14 protein-coding genes are annotated in these 15949 nt (G+C 31.1%); all 14 read left to right on the top strand.

What is annotated here, in order from left to right; genetic code table 11:
* Window positions 1-4: 4 nt before the first annotated feature.
* The 14 genes from NSQ08_RS16785 to NSQ08_RS16720 all read left to right on the top strand — a co-directional run bounded on the left by NSQ08_RS16785 (window position 5) and on the right by NSQ08_RS16720 (window position 15937).
* Window positions 5-898, top strand: coding sequence for a glycosyltransferase family 2 protein (locus NSQ08_RS16785; RefSeq protein WP_012261454.1), 894 nt, complete (start codon window positions 5-7; stop codon window positions 896-898).
* 35 nt (window positions 899-933) lie between these two features.
* Complete coding sequence (locus tag NSQ08_RS16780) at window positions 934-1998, top strand: EpsG family protein (RefSeq protein WP_012261453.1); 1065 nt, start codon at window positions 934-936, stop codon at window positions 1996-1998.
* A 42-nt stretch (window positions 1999-2040) separates the two neighbouring features.
* Window positions 2041-3189, top strand: coding sequence for a glycosyltransferase family 1 protein (locus tag NSQ08_RS16775; RefSeq protein WP_012261452.1), 1149 nt, complete (start codon window positions 2041-2043; stop codon window positions 3187-3189).
* Window positions 3190-3269: 80 nt separating this feature from the next.
* Window positions 3270-4472: a glycosyltransferase gene (locus NSQ08_RS16770; RefSeq protein ID WP_012261451.1), complete on the top strand. Its 1203-nt coding sequence runs from the start codon at window positions 3270-3272 to the stop codon at window positions 4470-4472.
* Between the two features lie 67 nt (window positions 4473-4539).
* The gene (locus NSQ08_RS16765; RefSeq protein WP_340777097.1) at window positions 4540-5727 is read left to right on the top strand and encodes a glycosyltransferase; all 1188 of its coding nucleotides are present in this window, start codon (window positions 4540-4542) and stop codon (window positions 5725-5727) included.
* A gap of 111 nt (window positions 5728-5838) precedes the next feature.
* Window positions 5839-7038 (top strand): glycosyltransferase, encoded by a 1200-nt coding sequence (locus NSQ08_RS16760; RefSeq protein ID WP_012261449.1) that lies wholly within the window; start codon window positions 5839-5841, stop codon window positions 7036-7038.
* Window positions 7039-7189: 151 nt separating this feature from the next.
* Window positions 7190-8368, top strand: a complete 1179-nt coding sequence (locus NSQ08_RS16755; protein WP_340777093.1) for a glycosyltransferase — start codon at window positions 7190-7192, stop codon at window positions 8366-8368.
* A 22-nt stretch (window positions 8369-8390) separates the two neighbouring features.
* On the top strand, window positions 8391-9365 hold the full coding sequence (locus tag NSQ08_RS16750; RefSeq protein ID WP_061689942.1) for a glycosyltransferase family 2 protein: 975 nt from the start codon (window positions 8391-8393) through the stop codon (window positions 9363-9365).
* Window positions 9362-10261: an SP_1767 family glycosyltransferase gene (locus NSQ08_RS16745; RefSeq protein ID WP_012261446.1), complete on the top strand. Its 900-nt coding sequence runs from the start codon at window positions 9362-9364 to the stop codon at window positions 10259-10261. Before NSQ08_RS16750 ends, NSQ08_RS16745 begins: the two co-directional genes overlap by 4 nt.
* Before the next feature lie 52 nt (window positions 10262-10313).
* On the top strand, window positions 10314-11852 hold the full coding sequence (locus tag NSQ08_RS16740) for a lipopolysaccharide biosynthesis protein (RefSeq protein WP_316281592.1): 1539 nt from the start codon (window positions 10314-10316) through the stop codon (window positions 11850-11852).
* A gap of 265 nt (window positions 11853-12117) precedes the next feature.
* A complete protein-coding gene (locus NSQ08_RS16735) occupies window positions 12118-14448 on the top strand; it encodes a right-handed parallel beta-helix repeat-containing protein (protein ID WP_002137802.1) in 2331 nt (776 codons plus the stop codon).
* The gene (locus NSQ08_RS16730) at window positions 14423-14623 is read left to right on the top strand and encodes a hypothetical protein (protein WP_002137801.1); all 201 of its coding nucleotides are present in this window, start codon (window positions 14423-14425) and stop codon (window positions 14621-14623) included. The genes NSQ08_RS16735 and NSQ08_RS16730 overlap by 26 nt, the downstream gene beginning before the upstream one ends.
* Window positions 14624-14693: 70 nt before the next feature.
* The gene (locus NSQ08_RS16725) at window positions 14694-15308 is read left to right on the top strand and encodes a sugar transferase (protein ID WP_078185604.1); all 615 of its coding nucleotides are present in this window, start codon (window positions 14694-14696) and stop codon (window positions 15306-15308) included.
* Entirely contained in the window at window positions 15305-15937 is a 633-nt protein-coding gene (locus NSQ08_RS16720) for an acetyltransferase (protein ID WP_215577300.1), read from the top strand. Before NSQ08_RS16725 ends, NSQ08_RS16720 begins: the two co-directional genes overlap by 4 nt.
* The last annotated feature ends 12 nt before the right edge of the window (window positions 15938-15949 follow it).

Genomic DNA, 15949 nt, shown 5'->3' with positions numbered 1-15949 from the left:
AAATTTGAAAAAACTAACGGTTTTTACCCCTACATATAATAGAGCGTATTGTCTTCAGGGGTGTTATGAAAGCTTGAAGCAGCAAACGTGTAAAGATTTTATATGGCTTATTATAGATGATGGATCTGATGATAATACAAAAGAGTTAGTGCATTCTTGGGTTTCTGAAGATTACATAGACATACGGTATTATTGGCAACCAAATCAAGGGATGCATGGTGCTCATAATACGGCTTATGAAATGATTGATACAGAACTCAATGTATGTATTGATTCAGATGATTCAATGCCCAGTGATGCCGTAGAGAAAATCATTAATTTTTGGAATGAAAATGGAAATGAACAGGTAAGTGGGATAATTGCTCTTGATTTATATAAAGATGAGAAGGTAATTGGTTCAAAGTTACCATTACATCTTAACCGTTCTACACTTTTTAATCTCTACAATAAACATGGTGTAACTGGAGATAAGAAATTAGTATATCGTACAGAACTAACAAAGAAGTATCCATATCCGATTTTTAAAAATGAGAAGTATGTAGGTTTGGCATATAAATATTATATGTTGGATCAGAAATATGAGATGTTACTGATGAATGAAGCTCTTTGCTATGTTGAATATATGCCTGATGGTTCTTCGATGAATATGTTAAATCAGTATCGTCAGAATCCAAAAGGTTTTGCTTTTTATCGTAAGGAACTGATGAAGCTACCATTTACAAATAGGTTATTTAAATATAGGCAAGCTGTACATTATGTATCAAGTAGCTTTATAGCAAAAAACATAAGATTTATAAAAGAGTCACCATGCAAAGTACTTACACTTTGTGCACTGCCATTTGGAGTTATCCTTTATAGTTATATAACAGTAAAAACAAGAGTGAAAGCAAATATATAGAAATTTATTTGGTAGTTAAATGAGAGGGAATAATAATGACTATACTTTGGATGAATCTTTTTATAGTGCTCATACTCGCATTTTTTGCAAGGTATTTTGCTATGCCGGTAACTACAGGAATTGTGATGTTAAAACCAAATCGATTATTGATTTTAATGGCGACTACCTCTCTTGTATTAGTATCTGGTTTTAGAAATAATATTGGTGATACGTATTTTTATATGCATGCTTTTAAAGTTACTGATTTCAATTGGGGGTATATTCGAAATAGTAAGGATGTTGGGTTTAGTATTTTACAAATGATATTAAAAGTATATACGGATAATCCCCAAGTTCTAATTTTTATAACAGCGTTAATAACAAATATATTAATAGTAGCAGTTTTATATAAATATTCAAGAATGATTGAGTTAAGTTTATATGTATATATAGCATCGGGTATGTACTTAGTTTCAATGAATGGAGTGAGGCAGTATTTAACAGCAGCAATTATTTTTACCGCCACAAAATATATTTTAGATGGGAATTGGAAAAAATATTTTTTAATAGTTCTGTTTGCATCTACTTTTCATCAAAGTGCTCTTGTATTAATTCCTATTTATTTTGTAGTCCGAAGGAAAGCTTGGTCGACAATAACATTTATACTACTCCTTCTTGCGGTGCTTATTGTGATAGGATTTAATCAATTTGCAGAAGCTTTCTTTGCGACTATAGGAGATACTCAATATGGACATTATAAGGATTTTCAAGAAGGGGGAGCTAATATTCTTCGAGTTGCTGTGGAAGCAACCCCGCTCATCCTTGCTTTTATTGGGAGGCATAAACTAAGAGAGCTTTTTCCGAAGAGTGATTATATCGTAAATATGGCATTATTAGGTCTAGTTTTTATGATTATTTCAACTCAAAATTGGATTTTTGCTAGATTCTCCATATATTTTGGATTATACCAATTGATATTGATATCGTGGGTTATAAAGGTATTTATTGAAAAGGACCAAAAGTTAATTTACTATGCAGTAATATTATGTTACTTTATTTATTTTGTATATGAACATGTTATTACTTTAGGGATAGTTTATAAGAGTAATTTTTGGGGATAAAATGTATATTTGAAAATCATTCTTAGATGGGAGTAATTTTCAATGTGTAAACTAGAACGACCTAAAAGGGTGTTGCATATCGTTAGTGCGATGGACCGAGGTGGTGCAGAGGCGTTGCTAATGAATGTATATAGGAATGTAGATAGAGAAAAGGTACAATTTGATTTTGTTTCCCATAAAAGTGAAGAATGTGATTATGATAAGGAAATAATTGCATTGGGTGGGAAAATATATCGAATATCTAGCTTAGGACAGGCAGGCCCTCTTTCGTACATTAAAGAGCTTGTTAAGGTAATGTCTAGTAATCAATATGTGGCAGCACATGCACATACTGATTACCAAGGGGGATTTGTTGCTGTTGCTGCCAAAATAGCTGGTATAAAAATAAGAGTTTGTCATTCACATAGTAATAATTGGCCGATAGGATCAGGGATGAAAGGGAAAGTTTTGTTGTTTTTTTTACGAACACTTATTGCTTATGCTGGAACAAATTATTGTGCGTGCAGTGTTGAAGCTGCACGCTTTTTATTTAATGAAAATATAGGTAATACAAAGGTAAAGATAGTGAAAAATGCAATAGATACTAATCAATTTGTTAATGTAGATATACAGGATAGTAATAAAGTAAGAGAAGAATTCAACATACCAGTTGGAGCGAAGGTGATAGGTCATATTGGTCGTTTTTCTGAATCTAAAAATCATATTTTTATGTTAAAGGTATTCAAAGATGTATTAAAGTCTGATTCGAAATTTATGCTTGTTTTAGTAGGAGAGGGTCCGTTACAGGATTCTATTGAGTTAGAAGCAAAAAGTTTAGGTATCTATGAAAAAATTAGATTTTTGGGGGTAAGAAAAGATATTCCAAGAATTATAAGGATGTTTGATGTTTTTCTTTTTCCATCTTTATTCGAGGGATTCGGTATTGTGGCATTAGAAGCACAATGTGCGGGGATACCATGCGTAGTAGCAAATACAATAACTAAAAATGTCGATATGGGTTTAGGAATAATATCGTTTATTAGTTTAGATGAAAAACTGGAAATATGGTCTGCAGAAATTCATGGAGCTTTATTAAAAGAAAAATTGAATACACAAATAGTAGTTAATAAGATTTCGGAATTAGGTTTTGATATTAAGAATAATATTCCAGATTGGTTAGCATTATATGGAGTAGAGTATAGGGAGTCATAATTAATTGTAAGTATTTATATATGATGAAGGTAAGGCTATTATTATAAAAATTTACAATAAATTGGGTGAGGGATTAGAAAATGAAAAAGAAAAAAATTCTCATTACATCATTTGATATGGCAATTGGTGGAGTAGAAAGAAGTTTAATCGGTTTATTGAATACAATCGATTATAGCAAATATGATGTAGATTTGATGTTATTTAAACACGAAGGAGAGTTTCTTTTTTTGTTGCCTAAAATGCCTAATTTGTTAAAGGAAGTAAAACAATATACTACTTTTAGAAAATCTATCAAGCAAATATTGCAAGAAGGACAAATTACAATTGGATTGACAAGAACCTTGGGGAGAATTTTAGGTGATGCACATGGTAGATATGTAAAAAGTGAAGAAGCTGGATACCTTGTTATTCAATATGGTTGGAGAATAACGTTACCCTTTATACCGAAATTGGAAGAGGAGTATGATGTAGCAATTAGTTTTTTATGGCCACATTATTTTATTGGAGATAAAGTTCGAGCGAAAAGAAAAATTGGTTGGATCCATACGGATTATTCAAATATAAAACTTAATACAGACATGGAGTATAAAATGTGGAGCAAGATGGATAATATCGTAGCTGTTTCAGAAGGATGTAGAGATTCATTTCTTAGTAGTTTACCAAATGTGAATAAAAAGGTTGAAATTATAGAAAATATACTATCTCCTGAGTTCGTGCGTGAGCAAGCTTATCAAGAAGATATTACCGAAGAAATACAGGTGAAATCAGAAAAAGTAAAGCTTGTTACGGTAGGACGGTTATCGTATGCAAAAGGAATAGATCTTGCTATGTATGCATTAAGAGATTTAGTAGATCAGGGATATGATATTGAATGGTATGTAGTTGGTTATGGAGCACAAGAAGCTGAACTTAGGAAGTTATTAGCTGAACTTAATCTGGAAAAAAGATTTTTTTTACTGGGTAAAAAAACAAATCCTTATCCATATATAAAAGCATGTGATATATATGTGCAACCGTCTAGGTATGAGGGGAAAGCTGTAACAGTTCGTGAAGCGCAAATTATTGGAAAGCCAGTACTTATTACTAATTTTTCAACTGCTAATAGTCAGGTGCGGGATGGGGTCGATGGAATAGTAACTGAGATGGGGATAAATGGGATAGCTAATGGAATAAAGAAACTTATTGGTGATAAAGAGCTGAGGGAAAAACTGGCGGAAAATACGCTTAAAGGTGAATACGGAAATCGTAATGAAATTGATAAATTATATGCATTATTTTCATAAAGCTAGAATCAATAAATGATGTTTAATATTTTGAGCGCAATAAAAACACTTTAGGGTAGTGATAGTTATGAAAAAAAAAGTTTTATTCGTCATAGATTCGTTACAAAGTGGAGGGGCAGAAAAAAGTTTAGTTTCTTTACTTTCTTTATTGGATTATGAAAAATATGAAGTGGATTTGTTAATGTTTTCTGCTAGTGGATTGTATTTGTCATTACTTCCAAAGCAGGTAAACGTATTAGATGTACCGATAGTTATTAAAAGGCAGGCGGAGAAATTTAAAAATTTAATTAAACATAAATACTTTAAAGAGTTATTTCTTAGAATTGGAGCTTCGATATCTCTTAGAAATCCATACATAAATAATAATTTACATGCAGCTCAAATAGTTTGGAGATGGGTGTCTAAAGGGATGGATAATTTAAAGGGAAAATATGATGTTGCCATAGCTTATAGTCAAGGAATGCCGACATATTTTGTGGCAAATAAGGTTTACGCAAGTAAAAAAATTGCCTGGGTGAATACAGATTATAGGTTAGCTGCATATAATAAAGATTTTGATTTGAACTATTATGAGGAATTTAATGAAATAGTAGCCGTGTCCGATGTTTGTAAGGAAGTATTGATTCAAGAAATTCCTAAAATAGAGTCAAGGATCCAGGTTGTATATGATATTATATCGCCGACTCTAATTAAATCGATGGCAAATGAGGGGCAGGGGTTTAGTGATCAGTTTGAGGGATTACGAATATTAACTATTGGTAGGTTAGTGTATGAAAAAGGGTATGAACTGGCCGTAGAAGCTTGTTATAAATTAAAGCAAAAAGGGTATAAATTTAAGTGGTATGTAATAGGAGAAGGGAATCTTCAAAATAAACTCGAGGAGATGATAAGTAAATATAATTTACACGATACTTTTATACTATTGGGTACTCACAAGAATCCATACCCTTTTATAAAACAAAGTGATATATATGTACAACCGTCAAGGTATGAAGGATATGGATTAGCGATAGCAGAGGCTAGAATATTTCAAAAACCTATAGTAGTAACTGATTTTATAACCGTTCATAACCAAATTAAAAATAGAGAAAACGGCTTAATAGTGAAGATGAATTCGGAAGAAGTGTACGAAGGGATAGAAGAAATTATAGAGGACAATTTACTGAAGAAATATTTGTGTGAGAACTTAAAGAATGAGCAGGTTGGAACGGAAGGGGAACTTAAGAAGGTGTATGCCTTATTAGAAAAATATTAACCTGAGTAAATCTAAGAATCCAAAGCTTATTAATAAGAGCGGGAAAGTGAATCTTTAATCAATGAAGATTGTATTCTATTAAATAGTAGGATAAGGTGATTCGGAGGAAATATGAAGAAGAAAATTATATTTATGGTTATAAATATGAATATAGGCGGTACGGAGAAGGCTTTGTTGAATATGGTTGCAGAAATTCCAAAAGATAAGTATGATATAACAATTTTGATGTTAGAAGAAAAAGGGGGTTTTTTGGAGTTTATCCCAGATGGGGTACATGTAGAATATTTAACAAATTACGGGGAAATAAAAGAGGTGTTAAATAAACCACCACGAGTCGTTATAAGCAGTTTTATTAGACAAGGAAAAGTTATAAAAGCTGTTCAAACAACTTTTTGGTATTTAGTATCAAAAATTATGAAAGAAAGGAGTGTTATTTTTAGATATTGTTTGCGTGAGTACACTGTTATAAACAACAACTATGATATTGCAGTTGCTTATGCCGGACCTATGGATTTTATAAGTTATGTTGTTGCAAATAAAATAGAAGCTAGACGAAAGGTTCAATGGATACATTTCGATATTGAAAAGATATATTTTAACAAATACTTTGTAAGTAAAGTATATAAAAAGTTCCAGCATATTTTTGTAGTTTCTGATTTAGGAAGGGAAAAACTTACTCAAACGATGCCAGAATTAATTAATAAGACAGGAACTTTTTTAAACATTATTTCACCTGACATGATAGTAAAGATGGCAAATGAAGGAATCGGATTTTTGGATGATTTTGATGGAGTAAGGGTTCTTACTGTTGGTAGATTGAGTGTAGAAAAAGGACAGGATTTAACAATATCGGTATTAGCTAAGCTTAAAGAAGCTGGCTATAAGGTTAGGTGGTATTGTATAGGAGATGGAAAGGAAAAAGTAATGTATGAAAAACTCGTAGAAAATTACGGTATTCAAAGTGACTATATATTTTTAGGGGCAATGTCAAATCCATATCCTTTTATGAAGCAATGTGATATATATGTACAACCATCTCGTTATGAGGGATACTGCATAACACTCGCAGAAGCTAGATGCTTTAGCAATCCAATTATTAGTACAAATTTTACAGGAGCGAGTGAACAAATAAACCATAACCACAATGGATTAATAGTTCAATTTGACGAGCAGCAAATGTATGATGCAATTGTACAAATATTAGGTGATAAACTGTTGGAAGGACGGCTGAGAAAAAACATAGAAAAAGAAATGGTAGATACGAGGGATGAGTTGGAAAAGTTATATAGAATAGCAGATTCTAATGTATAACCTGTTTCATACGGGATTGTTATTATTCTTTTTATAATATTTCAAGAATATGGAACGTTAGTCGTTATGAATTGTATTGCGTGCGAAAACATCTTGGAGAGGATGTTTTTAATTTTGCTATAAAACATTTTGATGGTAGAAGGAGATAGTTATGAAGAGAGTGCTATTTATGATAAGTAGTATGAATATAGGTGGGGTAGAAAAATCACTACTTTCTTTGTTATCTGTTTTACCAAAAGACAAATATGACGTTACGGTATTGATGTTGGAGAAGAAAGGGGGATTTTTAAAACAATTACCAAGCTGGGTAAAGATAGAAGAAGCAGCTTGGTTTGAAAGTATAAAACCTAAAATTATGCAACCACCAAAGAAAACGATTAAAGAGTACTTTAAAAATAAAAGATATATTAAGGCTTTAAATTTTTTACTATCTTATGTGGTATCTAAAAAATTAAAGGATAGATATGTTTTCTATAAAGAGATTTTTAAAGACATTCCACATAATAAGAATAAATATGATATTGCAATAGCATATCAAGGACCTACAGACATAATTGATTATTATGTAGTAAATAAAGTAGCTTCAGAAAAGAAGATTTCTTGGGTACATTTTGATGTTTTTCAACATCAAATTAATACCAAATTATATGAAAAATTATACGATGAGCTAGATAATATATTTGTAGTTTCTAAAGAAGCGCAAAAACATTTAATAGAGAAGTTTCCTATAGTTAAAAATAAGACAAGTGTCTTTTTTAATATTGTACTTCCGGATTTAATAAACGAAATGGCAAAAGAAAAAATAGAATTTGATAATGGATATAAAGGTATGAAGATAGTAACAGTAGGTAGACTTTCAAAAGAAAAAGGTCAAGACCTTGCAATTAAAGTTTTATCAATGTTACGTAAAGACGGATACGATGTAAGGTGGTACTGTATCGGGGAAGGGGAAAATAGAGCGTATTATGAGACGTTAATAGGTAAGTATAATTTGAAACAGGATTTTCTATTATTAGGATCAGCAAAAAATCCGTATCCATATGTAAATCAATCAGATATATATGTTCAAACTTCTAGACATGAAGGATATTGTCTCACCTTAGCTGAGGCAAAATGTTTAAAAAAACCTATTGTAACAACTAATTTTACTGGGGCATATGAACAAATAAAAAATGGGCATAATGGTTTTATCGTCGAATGGAATGAGGAAGATTTGTATAACAAAATTAAGTATCTTTTAGATCAAAAGATAATATGTGAAAAAATAACGACGAATTTGTTGACAGAAGAATTAAATAATATAGAAAATATTGATAGAGTTTTTGGATGAATTTAAATGAAGGGAGTCAATTATGAATCCTAAAATTAGTATTATAGTACCGGTATACAAGGTTGAACGATACATTCATAAATGTATTGATTCTATATTGGTACAAACGTTTGAAGATTTTGAATTAATACTTGTTGATGACGGTTCTCCTGATACTTGCGGAGAAATATGTGATAGATATGCAGATAAAGATATGCGGATTAAAGTAATTCATAAAGAGAACGGTGGATTATCTTCTGCGAGAAATGCCGGATTAGAAAATGCAAAGGGAGATTATATAGGGTTTGTGGATAGTGATGATTGGATAGAACCAGATATGTATGAATTATTATATGGTATGTGTGTTGAACAAGGATGTGATATAGCTATTTGTAGTAGTCAAATCCATTACAGTAATAGAATTGTAACTTCAAGTAACCATCCATTTATTATTCACGATAGAAATACTGCAATGAAGACGATGTTAGAAGGGAAATTGTATGATGAAGTCGTTTGGACTAAACTATTTAAAAGAAATTTATTGGAGGATATTAAATTTCCAGTAGGTATGTCATATGAAGATACAGCATTTACGTATAAAGTTATTCATAAGTGTAAAAAAGTATGTTTCATAGGAGAACCTAAATATCATTATATAAAGCGTGATAATAGCATGATGGATCGGGCTGTAAAAGAGCTTAAAATTGACTCAGTCTTAATTTATGATGAAATGTGTAAATTTATGGAGCGATATTATAAGGAGTTGTATAGCTTAGTTATATTAAAACTAGGAAATTGTTCGATGGTAGTTTTAAATTTAATATCAATGAGCGGAAGGTTTAATGAACATAAGGTTAAATATTATAAGGTTATTGGTATATTGAATAATTATTTTTATAAAACGATGAGTTTAAAAGAGTATGGGAAAAGTGTAAAGTTCTTATTGTTTGCGACTAAGCTGCATCCATTATTGTATAAATTTTTAATAAACAATTTTGCAAAAAGGGGGCAGGTATGAAGAAGTCATTGTTAAAGTTATATTATTTATATATTGGAATGAAGAATAAGGTAACCATTCAATATAACAGGATGATTACAGTGAAAAGGCAGCCTCCAACAGTGAAAACTCTTGATGAAACGCTTGACTATATTATAGGTAATAATTGTTCAGTAAGTAGATTTGGTGATGGTGAATTCGCTCTTATAAATGGAGAAAGTTTAATCTTTCAGCCGTATTCAAATGAATTAAAGGATAGACTGGATGAAATTATTAAGAGTAATAAGGTGGGGCATTTAGTTTGTATTCCGAATGTTTTTAAAGATTTAAATTGGTGCACTGAAAAATCAAGAGTATATTGGAAAAGATATTTAGAGTTAAATCGTAGCAGAATTTATAAGAGTATAAGTATGAATAAAGAATATTATGATGCATTAGTTACAAGGTTATATATAGACCATCAAGATAAGAGTATGGCTGGAATTCGCTTTGATAAAATAAAAGATGTTTGGGATGATAGAGAAGTAATTGTTATTGAAGGGGTGCAAAGTAGATTAGGGGTAGGAAACGATCTTTTTAAAAATGTTAAAACAATTGATAGGATAATATGCCCATCGAAAAATGCTTTTGCGAAGTATAGAGAAATTTTAGAGATAGCAAAGAACCAAAAAAAATCTAAATTAATATTAATTGCACTAGGTCCAACAGCTACGGTATTAGCGTATGATTTATCTTCTTATGGATATCAAACTTTAGATATTGGTCATATCGATGTAGAGTATGAATGGTTTTTGAAGAAAGCAACAGAAAAACAGCCTGTAAAAAATAAGTATATTGGTGAAGTAGATAATGGAACTAATGTGAATGCAATTAGTGACTTAAAGTATGAGAGTGAAATTATTGCCAGGGTAATATAATTTTATTATTTCAAACTTTTTGAATAGATATAGTTAATGAAGGGAATTAATCATGCGAACGATGCATTCAATCAAGAACATATCAATAAGTATATTTTCTCAAATAGTTATTGTTATTCTAGGATTTATATCGAGGAAAGTTTTTTTAGATAGTTTAGGAATAGAGTATTTAGGAATAGATGGTTTATTAATTAATGTTTTATCCATGTTAGCGTTAATTGAGGCTGGTATAGGAGCAAGTATAGTATACAATTTGTACAAACCCTTGGCAGAAAATAATCAGCATAAAGTTATAGCCCTTGTTCAATTATATAAAAAAATCTATCAGATTTTGGCAATAATTATTCTAGCGATAAGTGCGATGATATATCCGTTTTTAAGCTATTTAATGAAAGATGGGGGGTCTATATCAAATGTCGCGATAATCTATTCAATATTTGTAGCAAAAAATGTAGTCACATATTTAAATGCTCATAAGAGGTCTTTAATAAATGCGGATCAAAGGGGATATATATTAGCTAGGGTGGATCTCGTATTCCAAGTGCTAACTACTATGTTCAAAATATTTATACTTCTTTATACGCAAAATTATGTATTGTATTTAATTATAGAATTGAGCATATATACAGTTCAAAATGTGGTAAACGGTAGGATTGTGAATAAGAACTATCCTTATATAAACACAAAAAAGAAGTATTCTATAGATAAAGATACGAAAGAAAATTTAATTATAAATGTAAAGGCGATGTTTTTGCATAATATTGGAGGATATATTGTATTTGGCACGGATAATATATTGATTTCTTCTTTTATAGGTCTTGCTATGGTCGGGATATATTCTAACTACACAATGATAATAAATCAATTATCAGCACTAGTAAGTCCTATATTAAATGGTATTGAAGCGAGTGTGGGGAATTTAATTGCTACTGAGAATAATGATAAAAATTATTCTATATTTAAAGTGACTTATCTAGTGAATTTTTGGATATTCTCTTTTTGTACCATATTTTTATATAACCTTTTAGAGCCGTTTATAGGGTGGTGGCTTGATAAGAAGTATTTATTAAATAACATAGTTTTTGTAGTGATATTAATAAACTTTTATTTGACAGGTATGCGGACGGCGATAGCCATTTTTAAAAATAAAGCGGGATTATTTGTACAAGATAAGTATATTCCGTTAGTTGAAGCGTTAATCAATTTAAGTTTATCTATTGTATTAGTTAAAATTTTTGGATTGGTAGGTATATTCATAGGCACGGCGATAAGTACAATTGCTACTGTACTGTGGATTCAGCCTTATATTGTATATAAAAATCTTTTTAAGAAATCGGTTTTGAATTATTTTACAACATATGTATTTTATATATTTTTAACCATAGTTACAGGTTTCATTACTACGAGTATATGTAATTATTTTATAGAAGGAAGTACTTTTATTTCGTTAGTCGGAAAAGGTGTAATTTGCTTATTAGTACCAAATGTAATATACGTTTTAGTTTTTTATAAAAGTACAGAATTTAAATATATAAGGAACATCTTTAGTACGATGTTTTTACAAATTAAAAAGAAACAAAACGTTATTTAGGTATAAAAAAGTATGGACATTATACTGATTTGAATTAATAAGGAAGTATAATATTGTTGAAACCGGTTAGTATGAAATGAAACCTGATTTTAATTAGAAAACATGAATCATTAGCCCTAACATAGTATTTATATAATGCATAGTATTCTATTAAAGGGATACGTATGTAAGCAGAATATAAAATATTTATCCCAATCTACTGATATAAGTTTGAATTTTCTGGTGAAATTCAGCTTGCATCTTAGTTGGAGGTTATATATAAATCATGGCAAAATTTCAGGTGACATGTGTTTTAAAAAGTAATCTTCCTGTGTTAAGTGAGGGAGAATTTTGTTTTTGTATAGATACTAGTGAGTTATTTATTGGAACGAAAAAAGGGAATGTAAAAGTATCAACAGAGAATACATTTGAGAGGTTAGTAAGTAAACTTAAAAGCAATACATTTGGAGGTTTTAAGTCCAGAAAATCACTGGTTGGAGAAACAGAATCTGCTAATGTGGTTTCAGGCACATATTTTCTTGAGTTAGAGAGATGGAATGTTAAAAATGATGGAACGGACGCTGATAATACTTCTAAAGGGATTAATAATGCATTATTATGGGCATCCCAACAAGGATTTATAGAAGTTGTGTTACCCCTGGGGACATATTTAATTGATGAAAATACACCAATTGAGCCACAAAGCTTTATGACTTTAAATTTAGGTGGATCAACTTTAAAAATAAGAAGTAATGGATTAGTTAAATATGCAATCGTACGATATCAAAGAAATCAAAAATTTTCTCGAGTTACAAATGGAAGGATTGAAGGGGATAAAAATACACACGATTATACAACGATTCCTCATACTCATGAATGGGGGTATGGAATTGAAGTTGGAAATACGACTCCTGCTGAGGGGAGTAATATGAATTATATTTCAATAGATAATATGGAAATTTTAAATTGTACTGGCGATGGTATAGCAATGGAAAGTACATGGGGACAAATTGGAGAATATGATTTTGCTGGTACATTTGAAGTGGGTGGGATTAGTGATGTCAATGGTGCCCTAATAGTAGATGATAATAAAATTAGATCGAATTTAAAAATAGATTTACATCATAGTAGCATTATAAAATGGGGATATTTCGGTTTGTATGGAGATGGCTATGGTGGGACTGGTTCAGAAATATACACAGAATTATATGATGTGTTATTTTATAGGGCTGATAATACTTTTGTAACGGCTGCTAAGAGAGTAAAGTTTTTTGAAGAAGTGAGTGTTCCAGAAGAAGCAGATTATGCGAAAATAGTTCTTCACCAAGGTACAGTACCTACAGAAAACGGTTGTAAAATAACTGTTAGAATTCCGGAATTCTCTAAAAATGTATTTATTGAGAAATGTAAAATACATGATTGTAGAAGGCTTGGGGTAAGCGTATCTGGAGCGAAACAAATTTATATTAGAGATTGTGAAATTTACAAAATGAAAGGTACAGCACCTCAGGGAGCAATAGATATTGAAGATGGATATCGATTAAATCAATATATAAACATTGAGCGTAATAACATATATGATAATCAGGGATATAACGTTGTTGTAGTCGGTGGTAGATATATTAATATCATTCAAAATAAATTAGCTAACAATTCATTAGTAGTAGGCGAAAATGTAGAGAAAGTGATTATAAGCAATAATCACTTAAGGGAAGTAAGTTGTGTTTTAAGCGGAGAAGTAACTTTTACGAATAATCAAATGTATGCTACTCGAGTCACGATAGATCAAGGAGATAAAGAAGCGCTTATTGGTAACTGTACTTTCCATAATAGCGCATTGTTAATGGGAAGAGATAAAGCATATTGTATTCAAGTCAACCAATGTGAATTTTTTAGTGATCGAGATTTATTTCATACTTTTTCACAATTGGGTGCAATAATTGGTTTCTCAGCAGAACCGCAAACTATATCAGATTGTGTTATTAAAGGAGGGGCTGTAGAGGGTACAAGTTTGACAGGCGTATCACCTGGTATGAAAAATGGATGGAGATTAAATAATATTTCTTTTATAGATACGAAACACCCGCAAGGAATCATTATGAATTTACCACCAGGAGTATATACGGGATGTAAATTTGAGAACAGTGGTACAATATCATTTGTTACAAACACTCCTCAAGCAGAATATGAATTTAATGGATGTTCATTTAGTTGGGATGCTTATAATCTGTTTACTGTTGAGTCCTCTCAAAGGATAGCGATGCTAAAAGTGAAAAATAGTAATTTTAGAGGGGGAAGATGGGGCTCAGCATTTTTTTTATGGGACATTGGGGGAAGAATAGAATTTAATAATAATGCATTTGAATACCTTAATTCGGAATCGACAGACAGTATAATTAATTTTTGGAATGAAACATTTACGAGTGAGTTTATGTTAATAGAAAATAATATATTTAGGTCAAATAAAAGTATGATAGGCTTGAATGCAATTCAGATTTCATCCTCAATCACTTTGATTTTTAAAGATAATATTGTGGACACAGTAGTTATAAAGTTAAGGGATGAACATATAAAAAAGGATAATTATATTAATGGCGTCTTTGATCCGTACGTGTAAAGTTATAGGGACTAATGGAGTAACAGATCCTTTGCAAGTAAGTAGTGATAGCGCATGGAAATATTCACTTAGGCTAGCTATGTTTAAACTATTTGATGAGATAGAAGTAATGATAGATGACGTAATTAAACAAAACAAGAGGCAACTAACTTTAGTTGCCTCTTGTTTTGTTTAATTGCATATAAAGTTTTAAATGGTCCTTCGTGTTAGGGGTATTAAACGTAAATAAGTAAGGGGGATAGTACATGAAAAGAATTTTTGATGTATGTATTTCTTTATTGTTATTATTTGTATGTTTGCTTCCTATTCTTGTAGTAGCAATCTTAGTTAAGCTGAAATTAGGGTCCCCTGTATTATTTAAACAACAGCGCCCGGGACTACATGGACAACCGTTTAATCTTTATAAGTTTCGAACTATGTTGGATAAGAGGGATAGTAATGGGGAATTACTTTCAGATCAAGATAGGCTGACTACTTTTGGGGAAATCCTTAGAAAATATAGTCTAGATGAGTTACCCCAGCTTATGAATGTTGTAAGAGGTGATTTAAGTTTAGTAGGCCCACGCCCATTATTGATGGAATACTTACCCTTATATTCTAGTAAACAGGCTAAAAGACATGATGTAAAACCAGGAATTACGGGATGGGCACAAATAAATGGGAGGAATTCGATTACTTGGGAAGAAAAGTTTGAATTAGATGTATGGTATGTAGAGAATCGTTCTTTTTTATTAGATTTGAAAATAATTGTACTTACAATAACAAAAGTATTTAAAACAGAAGGGATAAATCATGTTGGGCATGTAACAATGGGGCGATTTACTGGAGAGAAAATAGAGATAAAGGGGGAGGGGAAATGAAAATTTTGATAATTGGGTGTGGTGGTCATAGTAAGGTTGTGAAGGACATCATCTTATCAAATGAAGGATACGAGATAGTCGGTTATTTAGATGATTTATATACAGGTATAACTATTATTGATAACCTTTATTTTGGGGGAATTGAAGATGCACGGGAAATTATCAACAATTTTAATGATATAAAGCTTGTTATTGCTATAGGGAATAACAAAATGAGAAAGATAATTTTCGGAATATTAAATCAACCGGTCGGCATATATGCTACATTAATTCATAAAACAGCAATTATAAGTCCTCATGCGCATATAGGGAACGGAACGGTAATTATGCCGAATGTGGTTGTTAATGCTGATACTATCATTGGTAACCATACGATAATAAATACGGGCTCAATAATAGAACATGATAATATAATTGATGATTTTGTTCACATTTCACCACATGCTACACTTACAGGTTCTATCACAATAGAAGAGGGGGCACATATAGGAGCATCAGCTACTATAATTCCAGGTGTTAAAATTGGGAGTTGGTCTATTGTTGGGGCGGGCTCTGTTGTAATAAATGACTTTCCATCTAATTGTACTGCTGTTGGCATTCCAGCGAAGGTTATTAATGTAGTAAATTAAGAGGGGATGAAG

The sequence above is a fragment of the Bacillus sp. FSL E2-8887 genome, from assembly GCF_038007205.1.
Classification (GTDB): domain Bacteria; phylum Bacillota; class Bacilli; order Bacillales; family Bacillaceae_G; genus Bacillus_A; species Bacillus_A mycoides.
This window is presented reverse-complemented; position numbering and strand designations above follow the sequence as displayed.

What these genes read in the sequence shown, in the direction of transcription:
- NSQ08_RS16775 (WP_012261452.1), top strand. Translation starts at nt 2,041, where the DNA reads ATGTGTAAACTAGAACGACCTAAAAGGGTGTTGCATATCGTTAGTGCG.
- NSQ08_RS16725 (WP_078185604.1), top strand. Translation starts at nt 14,694, where the DNA reads ATGAAAAGAATTTTTGATGTATGTATTTCTTTATTGTTATTATTTGTA.
- NSQ08_RS16730 (WP_002137801.1), top strand. Translation starts at nt 14,423, where the DNA reads ATGGCGTCTTTGATCCGTACGTGTAAAGTTATAGGGACTAATGGAGTA.
- NSQ08_RS16720 (WP_215577300.1), top strand. Translation starts at nt 15,305, where the DNA reads ATGAAAATTTTGATAATTGGGTGTGGTGGTCATAGTAAGGTTGTGAAG.
- NSQ08_RS16780 (WP_012261453.1), top strand. Translation starts at nt 934, where the DNA reads ATGACTATACTTTGGATGAATCTTTTTATAGTGCTCATACTCGCATTT.
- NSQ08_RS16745 (WP_012261446.1), top strand. Translation starts at nt 9,362, where the DNA reads ATGAAGAAGTCATTGTTAAAGTTATATTATTTATATATTGGAATGAAG.
- NSQ08_RS16755 (WP_340777093.1), top strand. Translation starts at nt 7,190, where the DNA reads ATGAAGAGAGTGCTATTTATGATAAGTAGTATGAATATAGGTGGGGTA.
- NSQ08_RS16740 (WP_316281592.1), top strand. Translation starts at nt 10,314, where the DNA reads ATGCGAACGATGCATTCAATCAAGAACATATCAATAAGTATATTTTCT.
- NSQ08_RS16770 (WP_012261451.1), top strand. Translation starts at nt 3,270, where the DNA reads ATGAAAAAGAAAAAAATTCTCATTACATCATTTGATATGGCAATTGGT.
- NSQ08_RS16765 (WP_340777097.1), top strand. Translation starts at nt 4,540, where the DNA reads ATGAAAAAAAAAGTTTTATTCGTCATAGATTCGTTACAAAGTGGAGGG.
- NSQ08_RS16760 (WP_012261449.1), top strand. Translation starts at nt 5,839, where the DNA reads ATGAAGAAGAAAATTATATTTATGGTTATAAATATGAATATAGGCGGT.
- NSQ08_RS16735 (WP_002137802.1), top strand. Translation starts at nt 12,118, where the DNA reads ATGGCAAAATTTCAGGTGACATGTGTTTTAAAAAGTAATCTTCCTGTG.
- NSQ08_RS16750 (WP_061689942.1), top strand. Translation starts at nt 8,391, where the DNA reads ATGAATCCTAAAATTAGTATTATAGTACCGGTATACAAGGTTGAACGA.